This is a genomic window from Halorubrum sp. CGM4_25_10-8A, assembly GCF_005435025.1.
In the GTDB taxonomy this organism is placed as follows: Archaea; Halobacteriota; Halobacteria; order Halobacteriales; family Haloferacaceae; genus Halorubrum; species Halorubrum ezzemoulense.
In genome coordinates, this window is the sequence record NZ_SGTX01000012.1 from 99,636 (window position 1) to 115,585 (window position 15,950).

The window sequence follows — 15,950 nt, forward strand, 5'->3', positions numbered from 1 at the left end:
AGGTGCGGTGCCCCAACCCGGCGTCGGTCCCCGACCGGGGGGTCGGCCGGGCCGCGAGGTCGGCGCTCGGGGCGTCGCCTCAGACCCTCCGCGTCGCGCCCGCCGCGCCCCCGGGAACGCGTCCGAGGCGGTACAGCACCGCGTACGCCGCGACGAGGAGCGCCAGCCCCCCGGCGAGCGAGAGGAAGACGGCGTCGTACGTCGCGCCCGCCTCGATCGCCTCGCCGACGGCCCAGGAGCCGGCCGCCTGCGTTGACATCATCCCGGCCGAGAACATCGCGTACGCCGACGCGCGGGACTCGTCCGGCAGCGACGCGAGCAGGTACGTGTCGCCAGCGGGGAACAGCATGTGGATGGCGAACCCCACGACGACGCTCGCGGCGATCACCGCCGCCAGCCCCTCGGCGACGACCACGAGGACGACCCCGCCGACGAACGCCGTGACGATGCCGAGCAGGTACGGGACGTGGGGAAGCCGGTCGGCGAGGTCGCCCGAAACGAGGAAGGCGGGCACGCCGGCGGCGAAGATCACCGTCAAGAGGTTCCGCGCGGTCGACCGCGTCAGGTCCTTGTCGATCATGTACAGCTCGTAGAAGTTGAACAGGCCCTGCCAGACGAAGCTCGTGAGGCCCATCAGCACGATGCCCGCGAGGATCAGCTTCCACTCGCCGCGGGCGGCCCCGAGGAAGTCGGTGTCGCTCGCGCCGGCGTCCGGGAGGTCAGTCCGCCGCGCGAGCGCGACGAACACGACCGTGCTGGCGGCCGCGGCGAGCGCGAGCGCGTAGAAGGCGTACCGCCAGTCGTACCACAGCGCGACGGTGACGGCGGGCGCGGCGATGACGGCGGCGAGCTGGCTGGCCATGCCGTGAACGCCCATCACGCGTCCGACGCGCTGCGGGAACAGCTCCGCGATGAACGGGTTCGCGGCGACGAAGTAGACGCCGGAGGCTAAGCCGATCGCGAAGGCGGCGACCATCAGCGCGAGCACGCTCGGCGCGAGGGCGACGCCGAGCGCCCCCGCGGTCAGCATCGCGCCGGAGACGAGGATGACGCGCCGCCGCGCGAAGCGCGTGAGCGCCCAGCCGGCCGGGATGCGCGGCGCGGCCGAGCCGAGCCACGCGAGCGTGACGATGAGCCCGGCGGTCCCCTCGCGGATCCCGAACGCGTCGATGAACTCTCCCACCAGAGGGGCGAACACGACGCGCGCGAAGTTGACGAGGAACACCAGCGCGCAAAGCGATCCGAACAGCCGGGTCCGTGACACGGCGGCGGTTCTCCGCGCCCGGACACAAGCGTTGCGGAAGCGCACGCACCCGGATCTCGGGAGCCGCTCGCGGGCTGCGGCCGCGTCCCTCCGCCGGGTGCCGATCTCGCTCGACGCGTCAGACCGATGTCGTACGGGGTTTTTATCCGCCCCGACGACGAACGGCGGAGTATGAAATCCACGCGCAAGGGACTCCGCGACGGCGACCTGATGAAGGACACCTACGAGCGGCTGAACTGTGCCGACTGCGAAAAGGTGTTGAAAAAGGAGAACGACCCCGACGAAGTGTTCTCCGTCCGCATCTGTCCGGAGTGCGGAAGCCGGTTCAAGGAGCTCCGCTGACCGTCGTCTCGCCCGTCGTCGCACCGCACCGGCCCCCGCGCCGCACCACTCCGCTCCGAATCGCTCTCCCCCGCACCGCACCGGCCTCCGCCGCGCTGCCGGACTTCGACTACCGCTCGCGCCTCTCCTCGCTGACCGTCGCCGTTCACGAATCGATCGCCGTCGCGACCGACTCCGCCACCGCCCCCGCCTCGTCCGCGACGATCTCGATCCACCGGTACTCGGCGTACGCCGTGGCGGCCGAGAGCGCGCTCCGCTCGTCGGCCGCGAGCGCGTCGTCCTGCTCCGCGAACAGCGGCAGGAACTGCGTCGCCAGCCACCGCGCCAGCGGGTTCTCGCTCTCCGCGAGCGCCGCGGCGGACTCAACCGCCGCGCCCCGCGCCGCGCCGATCGCCGCGGCGTCGTCCGGGAACATCGTGTCGCCCGCCTCGACGCGCGCGGCGACGGCGTCGACCGCTCGGAGCCGGGTCTGGACGAGCGCGGTCCGGGTCAGCCCGGTCGCCGGGTGGTCGGGCTCGTACTCGCCGACCGCGACCGGGTCGAACCACAGCCCGTCGAAGCTCCGGTAGACCGCGCTCGACAGGAGGTCGGCGCTCGGCGCGTCCCGCGCGACGGCGCGCTCGTCGACGAAGGCCTCCGGGCCGGGGTTCTCCCTGAGGTCCTCGACCCCCTCGCCGTGGAGCTCGCGGAGCCGGTCGCCGACCGCGCTGCCGAGGCGGTCCATCTCGCGGCGGATCGGTTCGGCGACCGGCTGCGGGTCGGCGAGCGAGGCCGCGTACCGGTCGCCGAGGTACCGTCCCGCCTCGACGTACGACTGGACCCGCTCGACGTCTCCGACCGCCTCTCCCGCGCGGATCGGGTTCGCCTCGTCGGCCGGACTCCCGCTGCCGACCAGCGTCCGGCGGAGCGCCTCGTCGTACCACCGCTCGATCGGGCCGTAGACCGCGGCGCCCGCCAGGGGGTCCGCGGCGGGACCGGGGAGCGCGTCCAGCGTCTCAGACGCGCGCTGACGCACCGCCCCGACGTCGGGCGCCACCGCTCCCGGATCGCCCTCGACGGTCACGCCCGCCCACGTGCCGACGGCGCTCGCGGCGTGATCGCGCGCCGTTGAGTACCGCTCAACCGCTTCCAGCGGAACGAGCGGCTCGTCGGGTCCCGGCAGCGCCTCGCGGGCCGCCGCCCGCTCCGCCTCGATGCGCCCGCGGAACCCGCCGTGCGGGAGCCGCTCCGCGGTCAGGGGGTCCGGGATCGGGCTGAGCAGGCGGTCGACGCGGTCCGCGAACGCGGCGGCGACCTCCGGCTCGAAGCCGACGGGGACGATCCGCGGCCGAGCCGGGACGGAATCGTCGAACTCGCGTGGAACGGCGTCGACGTCGAGCGACGGCGGGTCGTCCCAGAACCGCCGCTCGCTCCCTCGGCCCGAGCAGCCGGCGAGCGAGCCGAGCGCGGCGGCGCCGGCGGCGGCGAGCGCGCCGCGCCGGGTGAGCCCCCGCGGCATCAGAGCTCACCCCACTCGTCGGTCGCCGTGGCGTTCCCGGGGACGGTCGCGTTCCCGTCGATCACCGCGTACTCCGTGTCTGTAGTCCGACACGGCGACCTACCGCTGGAGCCGGACCCGGTGAGCCGGTCGTCGAGGACGACCGGAAGCCGGAAGAGGAGGGCGAGCGCGACCCGCGCGTCGGCCTCGCAGGCCTCGTCCGGCGGCCTGAGCTCGCGGCAGTACTCGAACTCCACGTGCCCGGGATCCCACGAGACGGACTCGATGTGGAGTCGTTCGCACGACTCGATGCCGGCGGGCGACACGTACACCGTCTCCGCGTCGTAGTCGGTCTCGTCGAGGAACGACCGGATCCGATCGCGGTCCGCCTCGGCGACGTCCTCGGCCACGAGCAGCTCGGCCGCCCGCTCGGCGCTCGTGACGAGCTCGCGGTCGATCGCGACGGGCTCTCCGGCGCCGTTGGTCGCGCTCCCGTCGAGGAGGACCGGGTCGCCGCTCGGGTTCCGCGGCTTCAGGACGGTCGGGTCCGTGTCCGTCCCGGAGACCTGCCGTCGGACCGACTCCGATCCTGTGCCGTCCGCGCCGGAGCAGCCGGCGAGCGCGGCGATAGCGCCGATGGCGCCGCCGCGGAGGAGGGCTCGTCGGCTGGGGGACATAGGAGGCGATACCGTCGGTCCGGGTAAACCTCTTTTGGGGCCGGTCGTCGTCCGCGGTCACTCGAAGACGGCGTCGAACGCCGACGCGCCCAGCGGGTCGAAGGTGCCGGCGGCGACGTTCTCGCGGACGTGGTCGGGGTCGGTCGTGCCGACGAGCGACGAGGTGACGCCCGGTGCGCTCCGCGCGAAGTTGAGCGCGCGCTGGGCCGGCGTCTCCCCGGCGAGCGTCGCGTCGACGTCGGGCGGGACCGCGCCCTCGACCGCGAGGTCTCCCTGTCCGATGCTCGCGCTCGTCACCACAGAGAGCCCGGCCTCGTGGGCGAACGAGAGCGCCGAGACGGGCCCGTCCGCGTCACCCTCGGACGGCGCGCGGTGGTTCCGCCGGGTGAACGCGTCCGCCATCGCGACGTTGAAGGGGACCTGGACCGCCGCGAGCCCGTGGTCGTCGTCGGGGCCGACCGCCTCGCCGGCGGCCTCGGCCCGCGAGAGCACCTCCGCGAGCGAGAGGTACCGGTCGCCGTCCTCCGCAACGCGGAACGCGTCCCACGTCGCGACGCCGTAAGCCCCGACGTCGCCCGCGGCGCGCCGGCGTTCGAGCGCCTCGAACGCGACTTCGAGCGCGTCGTACACGTCGCCACGCGACCTGACAGCGAGCTGCGTCTCGGGGTTGTGGACGTAGAAGCAGTCGACCGCGTCGAGGCCGAGCCGGTCGAGCGAGCGGTCGAGCGACCACTCCAGGAAGTCGGGGGTCATCGCGTGCGCCCCGTTCGCGAGGTCGTCGGGGTCGACGATCCCCGGCTCGACGAAGCGCTCGCGGACGTACGCGCTCGGGTCGCTCGGTCGCTCGCCGTCGAACGGGAGGAAGCCGCCCTTCGTGGCGACGACCACCGACTCCCGGTCGAGGGGGGCGTCCCGGAGCGCCTCGCCGACGACGCGCTCGGCGCGGCCGCAGCGGTAGTTGGCCGCGGTGTCCACGTGGTTCACGCCGGACCGGAGCGCCAGCTCGATCGACTCGCGCGAGGTCTCGTCGACCGCGGGCGTCGGGTCGCCGAGGTACGTCCCGATCCCGACGCTGGAGACGACGCCGGGACCGAACCGCCGGAAGTAGGTGCGCCCGAAGGCGTCGCCGAACCGGTTCCGGTACCCCCAGAGGGCCTCGCGAGTCGCCATGTGTCCGGAGTTGTCGGCTCGCGGGTAAAAGTCGCGCGGGAGACCGCCGGTCGCGCTCACACCGCGTCAGGAACGGGCGTCTGTCAACGGGACGCGCGGAAGGTCCGCGTGGTGTCTCGCTTCCCGCGGGTGACGTCGACCTCGACGAGCCCGAGCGAGGTGAACACCTCGCCCCAGTCCCGGTAGAACAGCGGCGTCCCCTCGTCGACGTAGTTCACGTCCGGCGGAGCTGACGCCGACCCCTGCGTCGGGGCCTCGATCTCGGCCGTGATCAGAAGCTCGTCGGTGATCCGCGCTATCTCCTCGAAGGCCGGCTCGGCGTCCGGATGGAGGTGTTGTAGCGTCTCGACCGAGAACACCGCGTCGAACGCGCCGTCGTCAAACCCGCCGACCACGTCCTCTATCGCGCCGCAGTGAAAGGTCCCGTCGGCGGCGAGCTCGGGGTAGGCGTCCCGCATCTCGTCGAACGCCCCGGGGTTGATGTCGACGCCAGAGAGGTCCTCGAAGCCGTGGGTTGCGAGGTGGTCGAGGTGCCGGCCCGACCCGCACCCCAGCTCGAGGACGGCCGCGTCGCGGTCGAGGCGCGCGTCGAGGCCCTCACGGATCAGCTCGCTCGTCTCGTTCGGCCCGCGGTGGGCGTAGTACGCCGGCGAGTATTCGCCCGTCCGGTTCGTCCAGGAGTCTCGGACGGTGTTGATGTTCACGGATAACGATTCTGGCAGCGAGGCATAACGCCGTCGAACGGCGCGCGGTGTGCGCCGACGCCGCCGCGGCCCGCTCGGACGCGTCAGGCGCCGACGGCCCTCCGACGTTCGTACTCCGTACGCGGCCGTTATCGCGCGTTTAAACCCGTTGGTACGGTCGTAGCGGACTTCAAACGCCCGGCGGATTCCCGGTACAACGAAACGAGGGAAGTACATATCAGTATCAATATTCCGAAAGAAATACAAAATATACACACAAACGAGTAAATATGCTCGACGGAAAGACCGCTATCGTCACCGGCGGCTCGGCCGGCATCGGGAAGGCCATCGCTGCGGAGTTCGTCGATCAAGGGGCGTCGGTCGTGATCGCGAACCGGACCGAGGAGGCGGGACGAGAGACCGCCGAGGAGCTCGGCTGTTCGTTCGTCCAGTGCGACGTCTCGTCGTACGAATCCGTCGAATCGCTGGTCGAACAGACGGTCGAGGAACACGGCGGGTTGGACATCCTCGTGAACAATGCCGGGATCGGGCTCACTGGAACGGTCGAGGAGACGTCGCTCGAGGACTGGCACAAGTTGTTAGAGGTCAATCTCAACGGCGTCATCTACGGGACGCGAGCAGCCATGCCGTACCTGCGCGAGTCCTCGGGGGCGGTCCTCAACGTCGCGTCGGTGTTCGGACTGGTCGGGGGACCGCAGACGGCCGCGTACGCGACCGCGAAGGGCGCTGTCGTCAACTTCACCCGAACGACGGCCGTCGATTACGCCGACGCCGGCGTCCGGGTGAACAGCATCTGTCCCGGCTTCGTCGAGACCGAGATGACTGCGTCAGAGCTTAACGACGACTCTTTCTACGAGTTCGTCCTCAGTCAGACGCCGATCGGCCGCATCGCCGAACCGGAAGAGATCGCAGAACCGGCGGCGTTCCTCGTCTCGGACAAGGCCTCGTACATCACCGGAGTCAACCTCTCGATCGACGGCGGGTGGACGACGCACTGACGCGCGGCCCCGTCGGCTTCGACCCCGGTCTGTCCAGTCATATTCGGCGTGACCCGAGCGACCTCGTAGTCGCTGATCCGTTTAAATACTAGTCTCTCACATGCTAGTCTATGACAGACACGGAATACGACTTCGTCGTCGTCGGGGCGGGCTCTGCGGGCTGCGTCCTCGCGAACCGACTCACCGCGGACCCGGACAGGAGCGTGCTGCTCCTCGAAGCGGGCACACCCGACGACGACCGGAACATGCGGATCCCGGCGGGCTTTCCGGAGCTGTTCGAGAGCGACGCGGACTGGGAGTACTACACCGAGCCGCAGGACGGCTGCGGCGGTCGACGGCTCTACTGGCCGCGCGGTAAGACGCTCGGCGGGTGCTCCTCCACGAACGCGATGATCTACATCCGCGGCCACTCGTCGGACTACGACGACTGGGCGGCCCTCGGCAACAACGGCTGGGGGTACGAGACCATGCTGGAGTACTTCAAGCGGGCGGAGACGTTCACGCCGTCGGGATCGCCCTACCACGGGTCCGCGGGGCCGCTCAACGTGACGGACCAGTCCTCGCCGCGACCGGTCTCCCGGGCGTTCGTCGACGCCGCTGCGCAGGCGGGCTACGACCGCACGGACGACTTCAACGGGGCGGCACAGGAGGGCGTGGGGATGTCACGCAGAAGAACGGGGAACGCCACAGCGCCGCCGACGCGTACCTCAAGCCCGCCCTCGACCGACCGAACCTCACCGCCGAGACCGGCGCGCAGGTGACCGAGGTGACCATCGAGGACGGTCGCGCGACGGGAGTTCAGTACAGTCAGGACGATCAGAGCCGGTCCGCGGGGGCCGCCGAGGAGGTCCTCCTCAGCGCCGGCGCGGTCAACTCCCCGCAGCTCCTCATGCTCTCGGGCGTGGGCGACCCAGACCACCTCGCGGACCACGGCATCGATGTCGAGACGGCGTCGCCCGGCGTCGGTCGGAACCTCCAAGATCACCTGTTCGCGTTCACCGTCTACGAGACCGACGGCGACATCAGCACGCTCGACGACGCCGGCGGCCTGCTGGACGTCTTCAACTGGTTCCTCCGCAAGCGCGGGAAGCTGACCTCCAACGTCGCCGAGGCCGGCGGGTTCGTCCGAACCGACGGCGCCGATTCCCGGCCCGACCTCCAGTTCCACTTCGCTCCCTCGTACTTCATGGACCACGGCTTCGCGAACCCCGAGACCGGGCGGGGGCTGTCGATCGGCGCGACGCAACTCCGGCCGGAGAGCCGCGGGCGCGTCACGCTTCGCTCGCCCGACCCGTTCGACGACCCTATCATCGACCCGAACTACCTCGACGCGGACGCGGACCTCGAAACGCTCGTGGACGGGGTCAAGCTCGCCCGCGAGATCGCCCGGCAGGACGCGCTCGCCGGGCACGTCGGGCGCGAGGTGTGGCCCGGCGAGGACGCCGAGACCGACGAGGCGATCGCCCGGCACGTCCGCGACACGTGCCACACCGTGTACCACCCCGTCGGCACGTGCGCGATGGGGGACGACGAGGCGGCGGTCGTGGACGAGGAGCTTCGGGTTCACGGCGTCGAGGGGCTCCGCGTCGTCGACGCGAGCGTGATGCCCACGCTCGTCGGCGGCAACACGAACGCCCCGACGATCGCCGTCGCCGAGCGGGCGGCGGACCTGATCCGCGACCGGCCGACGCCGAGCGCGACGGAGCCGGCCGCAGCCGCCGACGACTGACCTGGTTCGGGCCCGCGCCAGCGGCCGCTTCGTTCCGGACCGCGCCCCGCTGGCCGCTTCGCTCCGGACCGCGCCGCCGCCGCTCTCGCTCGGCGTCAGACGCACGCACGACGCCGACGCAACGACTATACGGATTCCTCGTGTCAGTTGCGTCAATGGACTCGCTCACCGACCACCTAGCGGACCTCGTCGCTGACGTCGACGCCGCGCTGCTGTTCTCTCCGACGAGCTCCTTCTACGAGCGGTTCGCGAACGGCGGGAGCGAGGTCGTCGTCGTCGCGCCCGACAACGACGTCGACGCTGAGACGTTCGTCGATCTCCCGCTCCCCTTCGACAACGTGAAAGACCGGATCCGGTTCGGCATCGAGGGCGCGATAGACGCGGACCTCGTCTCCGAGGGCGACGAGGTCGCGTGCGTCGCCTCCGTCTTCGAGGGCGGCTCGGACGCGGTCGTCCGGGTCACCGTCGACGAGAGTATCCACACCGGCATCTTCGACCTGTTCGCCAACTCCCGCGCCGAGCCGAGCGTGATCCGCGACGTGTTCGAGGTCGCGATCGAACTCGGTCAGAAGGGACAAAAGGGGAAGCCGGTGGGCGCGCTGTTCGTCGTCGGCGACGCGGGGAAGGTGATGAACAAGTCGCGGCCGCTGTCGTACAACCCATTCGAGAAGAGCCACGTCCACGTCGGCGACCCAATCGTGAACGTCATGCTCAAGGAGTTCTCGCGGCTGGACGGCGCGTTCGTCGTCTCCGACTCCGGGAAGATCGTCTCGGCGTACCGTTACCTCGAACCCGCCGCCGAGGGGGTCGACATCCCGAAGGGCCTCGGCGCGCGCCACATGTCCGGAGCCGCGATCACCCGCGACACCAACTCGACCGCGATCGTCCTCTCCGAGTCGGACGGGCTCGTCCGGGCGTTCAAGGCGGGCGAACTCGTCTTGGAGATCGATCCGGAGGAGTACTGACTCATGTCCGCGGTCCAGATCACCGTCCCAGAGTTCCTCCTGAACGTGCGGTACCGGATCTGGCTGGCGCTGGCGGTGCTCCTCTTCGGTCTCGCGCTGGCGTACCTCACCGGCGTGATCAACCGCCGGCTGCTCCGCCGGGCGGGCGTCCCCGAGGTGATCGAGGGGACCACCTTCGAGCGGACAGCCCGCGAGTTCGACACCTCGACGGTGCGGATCTTGGCGCAGCTGTCGAGCTACTTCATCGTCGCCGTCGCGGTCATCGTCGCCCTCACGGTCGCAGACGTGAACTACCTCGAACAGTTCTGGTCCGGCGTCGCCGCCTTCCTCCCGCGGCTGTTCGTCGCCGCCGTCGTCGTCATCGTCGGCGTCGTCGTCGGCGACAAGGCGGAGCTGCTCGTCGCCGAGCGCCTCCGGGGGATCAAGCTCCCCGAACTCGGCGTCCTCCCGACGGTCGTGAACTACAGCGTCGTCTACGTCGCCGCGCTCATCGCCCTCGGACAGGTGGGCGTTCAGACGCTCGCGCTCATCGTGCTGCTCGCGGCGTACGCGTTTGCGGTGGTGCTGTTCGCCGCGCTCGCGACGAAGGACCTCGTCGCGTCGGCCGCCGCCGGCGTCTTTCTCCTGCTCCGACAGCCGTACGGCATCGGCGACGAGGTCCGCGTCGCCGGCGAGCGCGGCGTCGTTCAGGAGGTCGACCTCTTCGTCACCCACATCGAGACCGACGGCGAGGAGCACGTCCTCCCGAACCACGTCGTGTTCCGCGAGGGGATCGTGCTGATCCGGGAGTAACCCCCGATCCGACCACGTTGCGGCCGACGCCGACTCCGTTACCGATTCTCACGCTGTGAAAGTCGTTGTCACCATATAACACGACCCGACGCCAACGTTGATACATGACCTCCGATACCGCGAGCGCCGCTTGCGACGGCTGGGACGGGAGCGAGTGCGAGGGGACGCCGCACTGCCCGCCGCGGTGTCCGCGCTTCGTCGACAAGGAGGGCGCGCGCTGGACGATCCGGCCCGCGACCGACGCGGACGAGCCGTTCCTCGCAGAGATGTACGAGCGGTTCGGCCGCCCCTACCGCGCGCAGGGGCTCCCGCCGGTGAGCCGGCGCCGGCGCGTCGACTGGATCCGATCCATGCTGTCGGAGGGGAACAACGTCGTCGCCGAGCGGGACGGCGAACTGTTCGGCCACGCGATGTACACCCCGACCGACGCCGACACCCCCGAACTCGCCGTCTTCGTCCACCCGGACGCGCAGGACCGCGGCGTCGGGACGGAGCTGTGCCGTCACGTGATCGCCAACGCCGCGGCCGCCGGCCGCGACGGGATCGAACTCCACGTCGAGACCGGGAACCGCCCCGCGCGGAGCGTCTACCGGACGGTCGGCTTCGAAGTCGTCGAGCGGCGCGGCGACCTCCGGATGCGGGTCGACCTCGACCAGCCGATCGCGACCGAGGTCCGCTGGCCGCCGCTCGCCCGCGAGGGCCCCGCGGAGCCGGCGGTCGACCTCTCACCGACCGACGGCGGGCCTGAGCGATCGCCCGCGGACGACTGAGCGGCACGGCGCTCCCGCGGGCGACTGGCCGCCACAGCGTTCCCGCAACCGCCTGGTCGACACCGCACTCTCCTCGGTGCCACCGCAACCGTTAGGCCCCGCCGACCCGAGGGTATCGTAACCGTGGACGACGCCATCGAGTGGCTGCGAGACCGCCCCTTCTACGAGGGACAGATCGCCGACCAACGGCGGCTCCCGGCGCGCGAGCCGGAGTTCGCCGATGTCGACCTCGAACCGCGGCTCGCCGACGCGCTCGCGGACCGCGGGATCGAGCGGCTCTACCGGCATCAGGCCGACGCCATCGGCGCGGTCCGCGACGGCGACGATGTCGTGCTCGCGACCGAGACGGCCAGCGGCAAGTCGCTCGCGTACACCGTCCCGGCGTTCGAGGCCGCGATGGACCACGGCGGGCGCACGCTGTACATCGGCCCGCAGAACGCGCTGATAGCCGACCAGGAGGAGTCGCTGTCCGAGCTCGCGGCCGACCTCGGCTTCGGCAGCCGCGTGTCGGTCGACTCGTACACCGGGCGGCTCTCGCGGGCGGAGAAGCGCGACGTGCGCGACCGCCGCCCAACCGTCCTCCTCTCGAACCCGGACATGCTCCACTACGCGCTACTCCCGTACGCGGGGCGCCTGTGGGACTGGTTCTTCTCTTCGCTGGAGCACGTCGTAATCGACGAGGTCCACAGCTACCGCGGCGTGTTCGGCTCGCAGGTCGCGCTGACCCTCCGCCGGCTCGCGCGAACCTGCGAGCGATTCGGCTCCGCGCCGCAGTTCGTCTGCTGCTCGGCAACGATCAACAACCCCGTCGACCACGTCGCGACCGTTACCGGCCGCGACCCCGACGGGATCGCCCTCGTCGACGAGGACACCTCGGGGCGCGGGCCGCGCGACTGGGTGCTGTGGAACCCGCCCGAGTACGACGACGACTGGCAGGAGCGCGGCAGCGGCCGCCGGAAGTCGAGCCACACGGAGAGCAAGCGCCTCTTCGTCGACCTCGTCACGGCGGGCCAGCAGACGCTCGCGTTCACCCGCGCCCGCCAGACCGCCGAGCAGTACGCGACCGACAGCGCGAGCGACCTCCGCGAGCGGGGGGAGCGCGACCTCGCAGGGAAGGTCGGCGCGTACCAGGCGGCGCTCACCGACGACCGACGCCGCGAGATCGAGGCCGACCTCCACGCGGGCGACCTCCGCGGCGTCTGGTCGACGAGCGCCCTCGAACTCGGCGTCGACGTGGGCGGGCTCGACGCCGTGGTGCTGGACGGCTACCCCGGCACGCGGATGTCCGCGCACCAGCGCGCGGGGCGGGCCGGTCGCGGCGACGACCCGGCCACGGTCGTCATGGTCGGGGGCGAGGACCAGCTCGACCAGTACCTGATGCGCAACCCGAGCGACTTCTTCGACGCGCCGCCGGAGGACGCGATCTGCGACCCGGAGAACGGGCAGCTCATGCCCGGCCACGTCGCCTGCGCGGCCGACGAGAACTGGCTCTCTCCAGACGACGAGCGCTTCTTCGGCGACACGTTCCCGGGCGTCGTCGCCGGCCTGACCGAGGCGGGCGCCCTCGAACGGCGCGAGGCCGCGAAGGGCACGCGCTGGGTCCACGCCGGCGACGGAAGCCCCCAGCAGTCCGTGAACCTCCGCACGGCCGAGGAGCGCGAGATATCGCTGATCGAGCGGTCGAGCGGCGAGACGGTCGCGACGCTCGGCTTCGCGGACGCGCTCCGCGACGCCCACCCGGGCGCGATCTACCACCAGCAGGGCCGCACCTACGAGGTGGTCGAGTTGGACCTCGACCGCGACGTGGCCGAGCTCCAGCAGTCGTGGGCGGACTACTACACGCAGGTGCGCTCCGACAAGGACATCGTCGTGAACGAGGACCTCGACGAGCGGGCGCTCTCGGCGCGCCCCGACGTGCCCGTCCGGTTCGCGGACGTCACGGTGACCGAGCAGATCACGGGGTTCGTGCGGAAAGACGCGGCGACCGGGGAGTCGCTCGGCGAGTCGACGCTCGACCTCCCGGAGACGACGCTACGGACGAAGTCGTTGTACTTCCCCGTGCCCGCGGACGTCGAGCGCGAGATGCGGCGACTCGGCGACGCGCTCGACGATGGGGACGCCGGAGATCCCGAGGTCAGCGCCGACGGAGGTGCGCCCGATTCGGGCGTCGATGTCGACGGCGAGCCGATCCCGGGCGGCGAGTACGCGTTCAACGGCGGGATCCACGCCGCCGAACACGGGATCATCTCGCTGTTCCCTTTCCACCTGCTGTGCGACCGGGCCGACGTGGGGGGGATCTCGACGCCCCACCACCCGCACACTGAGGGGCCGGCGGTGTTCGTCTACGACGGCTACCCCGGCGGCGTCGGACTCACGCGCCGCGGCCACCGGCGGATCGAGGAGCTGATGACCCGCACCGCGCGGCTGATCGACACCTGCGGCTGCGAGGGTGGCTGCCCCGCCTGCGTCCAGTCGCCCCACTGCGGGAACGGGAACGACCCGCTGGCGAAAGCGCCGGCCGTGCGACTGCTCGAATCGCTCACGGGGGCCGACGCGGACGCTCGATAGGACCTGCTCGGAGCCAGTCAAGCCTCCGTCGGTCCCGGTGGTTTCACGGTGGACGCGTCCGTGCGGATCCCATGGAGCTGTTCTGGCACCGACGGGACCTCAGAGTCGCGGACAACGTCGGCTTAGCGGCCGCCGCGGGGGCCGGCGACGGAGACACGAGCGAAGACGCCGACCAGGGGCCCGCCGCGCCCGTCTTCGTCTTCGACCCCGACGTGCTCGACCACGCGAGCGACGTGCGGGTCCGCCGCCTGCTCGACGGGCTCGCGGCGCTCCGCGAGGCGTACCGCGAGCGCGGGAGCGGCCTGATCGTCGCGCACGGGGACCCTGAAGCGCTGCTCCCGCGCCTCGCCGAGGCGCTCGGCGCCGAGCGCGTCGTCTGGAACCGCGACTACTCGGGGCTCGCCCGCGAGCGCGACGCCGGGGTTCGACGCGCGCTCGACGCGGCCGGCGTCGCGCGAGAGGCCCACCACGACGCGGTCCTCCACGACCCCGACGCGATCCGGACGAACGCCGGGGACCCGTACTCCGTGTACAGCTACTACTGGAAGAAGTGGACCGACCGCGCGAAGGACGACCCCCTTTCCGCGCCGACCGGCGCTGCGCTCGCCGCCGCAGACCGACTGACAGACGCGGTCGACGCTATCGACGGGACCGACGCGGGCGACGCGACGGTGGCCGACGCCGGCGTCGACGCGCTCCCCGTCGCCACGGTGGGCGACCTCCCGACGCCCGCCGACCTCGGCTTCGCCGAGCCGGACGCCGATGTCGGGCCGGCGGGGACCGCTGCCGCGCGCGAGCGCCTCTCCGACTTCCTCGACGAGGCGGTGTTCGCCTACGAGGCCGAGCGCGACTACCCCGCCGAGGACGCGACCTCGCGGCTGTCGACCTTCCTCAAGTACGGGGAGATCGGCGTCCGCGAGGCGTACGCGGCGACCGAGGAGGCGATGGCCGAGGCGGCGTCGGACGCGCGGCCCGACGACGCCCCCGAGCAGGTCGAGGAGTTCCAACAGCAGCTGGCGTGGCGGGAGTTCTACACGCAGGTCCTCTTCCACAACCCCGAGGTGGTGACGGCGAACTACAAGGAGTACGAGGAGGGGATCGACTGGCGCGACGACCCCGACGAGATCGCGGCGTGGAAGCGCGGCGAGACGGGATATCCCATCGTCGACGCCGGGATGCGCCAGCTGCGCGAGGAGGCGTTCATGCACAACCGCGTGCGGATGATCGTCGCCTCCTTCCTCACGAAGGACCTGCTCGCGGACTGGCGGCACGGCTACCACCACTTCCGCGAGCGGCTGGCCGACCACGACACCGCGAACGACAACGGCGGCTGGCAGTGGGCAGCCTCGACGGGGACCGACGCGCAGCCGTACTTCCGCATCTTCAATCCCATGACGCAGGGCGAGCGATACGACCCCGACGCGGAGTACATCACGGCGTACGTCCCCGAACTGCGCGGCGTCGAGCCCGACCTCATCCACGAGTGGCACGAGCTGTCGCCGACACAGCGCGCGAACGCGGCCCCGGCGTATCCCGCGCCGATCGTCGACCACTCGGAGCGCCGCGAGGAGGCCCTCGCCATGTACAAGCGGGCCCGCGGCGAGGACCCGGAGGAGGACTGACTCCCGCCGTCCGAGAGCGTGCCAACAGTTAACAAAGGCGGACAACCGTTAGGTGAAACGGGCGCGACCCGGCCGTATGGTCGATGTCGTCCTCACGAAACAGCGGATCGAGTCCGGAGCGACCGAGCGGCTCGAAGCGTGGGCGCGAGAGATTCGGGATCGAGAGTCCGAGGCGGTTGAAACCCTGCGCAACGAAGGGATGTACTCCGAGACCGCGTTCGTCGAGCACGCCGACGACGGGGACTACCTCGTTTACTATATGAAAGCCGAGGACATCGACGCGGTCTACGAGGCGTACGAGGAGTCGTCCCACGACATCGACGAGGAGCACGAGCGCGTGCTGAGCGAGGTCCTCGAAACCGGCGAGAACGTCGGCGAGTACGACCTCCTCTATCACCTCGAAAACCCCGACCGCTAACGCCCGGGAACCGGTTCCGCCGCGCGGTCACTCGGTCGTCGCCTCAGAGACCGCGCTCACCAGCTCGTTCACCGGGAAGGACTCGTCGTAGTCGAACGACGCGAACACCGCGTCGTATCGGTTCGACGGGAAGAGGAACACCACCAGGTCGTCGAAGAACAGCGTCTGCGCAGCGTACCGACTCTTCCCCACGAGGCGCTTGAAGTCGTCGCCCGTGATCTGGTTCGACATCACCAGCTGGTACGCCTCGTCGAGGTCGGCGTCCGAGTAGCGGTCCTCCACGTCCTCGCGGACGTGTTCGACCTCGAACGACACGCTCCGGAGATCGGCGACGACCCGGGGCGCGGGCCCGTCGAACGCGAGGATCGCGTCGGCGATCGGTGACATGTCACTTTCATTCATTCCGCGGGCTCATAAATCACCGCGACAGACTCTGCCAGCGCCGGTTCTGCCC

14 protein-coding genes and 1 pseudogene are annotated in these 15,950 nt (G+C 70.9%); 9 read left to right on the forward strand and 6 right to left on the reverse strand.

All coding sequences use genetic code 11. The features are described 5' to 3' along the window. Window positions 1-79 precede the first annotated feature (79 nt). Window positions 80-1,264, reverse strand: coding sequence for an MFS transporter (locus tag EXE52_RS13090; protein ID WP_049929403.1), 1,185 nt, complete (start codon window positions 1,262-1,264; stop codon window positions 80-82). 171 nt (window positions 1,265-1,435) lie between these two features. On the opposite strand from EXE52_RS13090, the gene EXE52_RS18540 reads away from it, so the two are divergent. Beyond that, window positions 1,436-1,606, forward strand: coding sequence for an HVO_0758 family zinc finger protein (locus tag EXE52_RS18540; RefSeq protein ID WP_167373059.1), 171 nt, complete (start codon window positions 1,436-1,438; stop codon window positions 1,604-1,606). A 145-nt stretch (window positions 1,607-1,751) separates the two neighbouring features. Here EXE52_RS18540 and EXE52_RS13095 read toward each other — a convergent pair whose 3' ends face one another. The 4 genes from EXE52_RS13095 to EXE52_RS13110 form a co-directional block, all read right to left on the reverse strand. Next, the gene (locus EXE52_RS13095; protein ID WP_137703730.1) at window positions 1,752-3,104 is read right to left on the reverse strand and encodes a hypothetical protein; all 1,353 of its coding nucleotides are present in this window, start codon (window positions 3,102-3,104) and stop codon (window positions 1,752-1,754) included. Further along, entirely contained in the window at window positions 3,104-3,760 is a 657-nt protein-coding gene (locus EXE52_RS13100) for a hypothetical protein (RefSeq protein ID WP_089307577.1), read from the reverse strand. Before EXE52_RS13100 ends, EXE52_RS13095 begins: the two co-directional genes overlap by 1 nt. 57 nt (window positions 3,761-3,817) lie before the next feature. Then, complete coding sequence (locus EXE52_RS13105) at window positions 3,818-4,930, reverse strand: aldo/keto reductase (RefSeq protein WP_089307578.1); 1,113 nt, start codon at window positions 4,928-4,930, stop codon at window positions 3,818-3,820. Window positions 4,931-5,013: 83 nt separating this feature from the next. Continuing rightward, window positions 5,014-5,634, reverse strand: a complete 621-nt coding sequence (locus EXE52_RS13110; RefSeq protein ID WP_089307579.1) for a class I SAM-dependent methyltransferase — start codon at window positions 5,632-5,634, stop codon at window positions 5,014-5,016. Between the two features lie 269 nt (window positions 5,635-5,903). Here EXE52_RS13110 and EXE52_RS13115 point away from each other — a divergent pair, with 269 nt between their 5' ends. From EXE52_RS13115 to EXE52_RS13150, 8 genes and pseudogenes are all read left to right on the forward strand, one after another. Further along, complete coding sequence (locus tag EXE52_RS13115) at window positions 5,904-6,632, forward strand: SDR family NAD(P)-dependent oxidoreductase (protein ID WP_049929408.1); 729 nt, start codon at window positions 5,904-5,906, stop codon at window positions 6,630-6,632. 110 nt (window positions 6,633-6,742) lie between these two features. Beyond that, window positions 6,743-8,361 (forward strand): annotated as a pseudogene (locus EXE52_RS19160) (GMC family oxidoreductase). Window positions 8,362-8,516: 155 nt separating this feature from the next. Further along, window positions 8,517-9,326: a diadenylate cyclase DacZ gene (gene dacZ, locus EXE52_RS13125; protein ID WP_089307581.1), complete on the forward strand. Its 810-nt coding sequence runs from the start codon at window positions 8,517-8,519 to the stop codon at window positions 9,324-9,326. A 3-nt stretch (window positions 9,327-9,329) separates the two neighbouring features. Beyond that, window positions 9,330-10,118 (forward strand): mechanosensitive ion channel domain-containing protein, encoded by a 789-nt coding sequence (locus tag EXE52_RS13130; RefSeq protein WP_049929411.1) that lies wholly within the window; start codon window positions 9,330-9,332, stop codon window positions 10,116-10,118. Window positions 10,119-10,222: 104 nt separating this feature from the next. After that, complete coding sequence (locus tag EXE52_RS13135; protein ID WP_089307582.1) at window positions 10,223-10,888, forward strand: GNAT family N-acetyltransferase; 666 nt, start codon at window positions 10,223-10,225, stop codon at window positions 10,886-10,888. Window positions 10,889-11,011: 123 nt separating this feature from the next. Then, the gene (locus tag EXE52_RS13140; RefSeq protein WP_089307583.1) at window positions 11,012-13,456 is read left to right on the forward strand and encodes a DEAD/DEAH box helicase; all 2,445 of its coding nucleotides are present in this window, start codon (window positions 11,012-11,014) and stop codon (window positions 13,454-13,456) included. Between the two features lie 71 nt (window positions 13,457-13,527). Next, window positions 13,528-15,078, forward strand: a complete 1,551-nt coding sequence (locus EXE52_RS13145) for a deoxyribodipyrimidine photo-lyase (protein WP_089307584.1) — start codon at window positions 13,528-13,530, stop codon at window positions 15,076-15,078. Window positions 15,079-15,154: 76 nt separating this feature from the next. Continuing rightward, on the forward strand, window positions 15,155-15,496 hold the full coding sequence (locus EXE52_RS13150) for a DUF6176 family protein (RefSeq protein WP_089307585.1): 342 nt from the start codon (window positions 15,155-15,157) through the stop codon (window positions 15,494-15,496). A gap of 27 nt (window positions 15,497-15,523) precedes the next feature. On the opposite strand, the gene EXE52_RS13155 is transcribed toward EXE52_RS13150, so the two are convergent. Next, a complete protein-coding gene (locus EXE52_RS13155; RefSeq protein WP_086216754.1) occupies window positions 15,524-15,883 on the reverse strand; it encodes a hypothetical protein in 360 nt (119 codons plus the stop codon). Window positions 15,884-15,950: the final 67 nt, after the last annotated feature.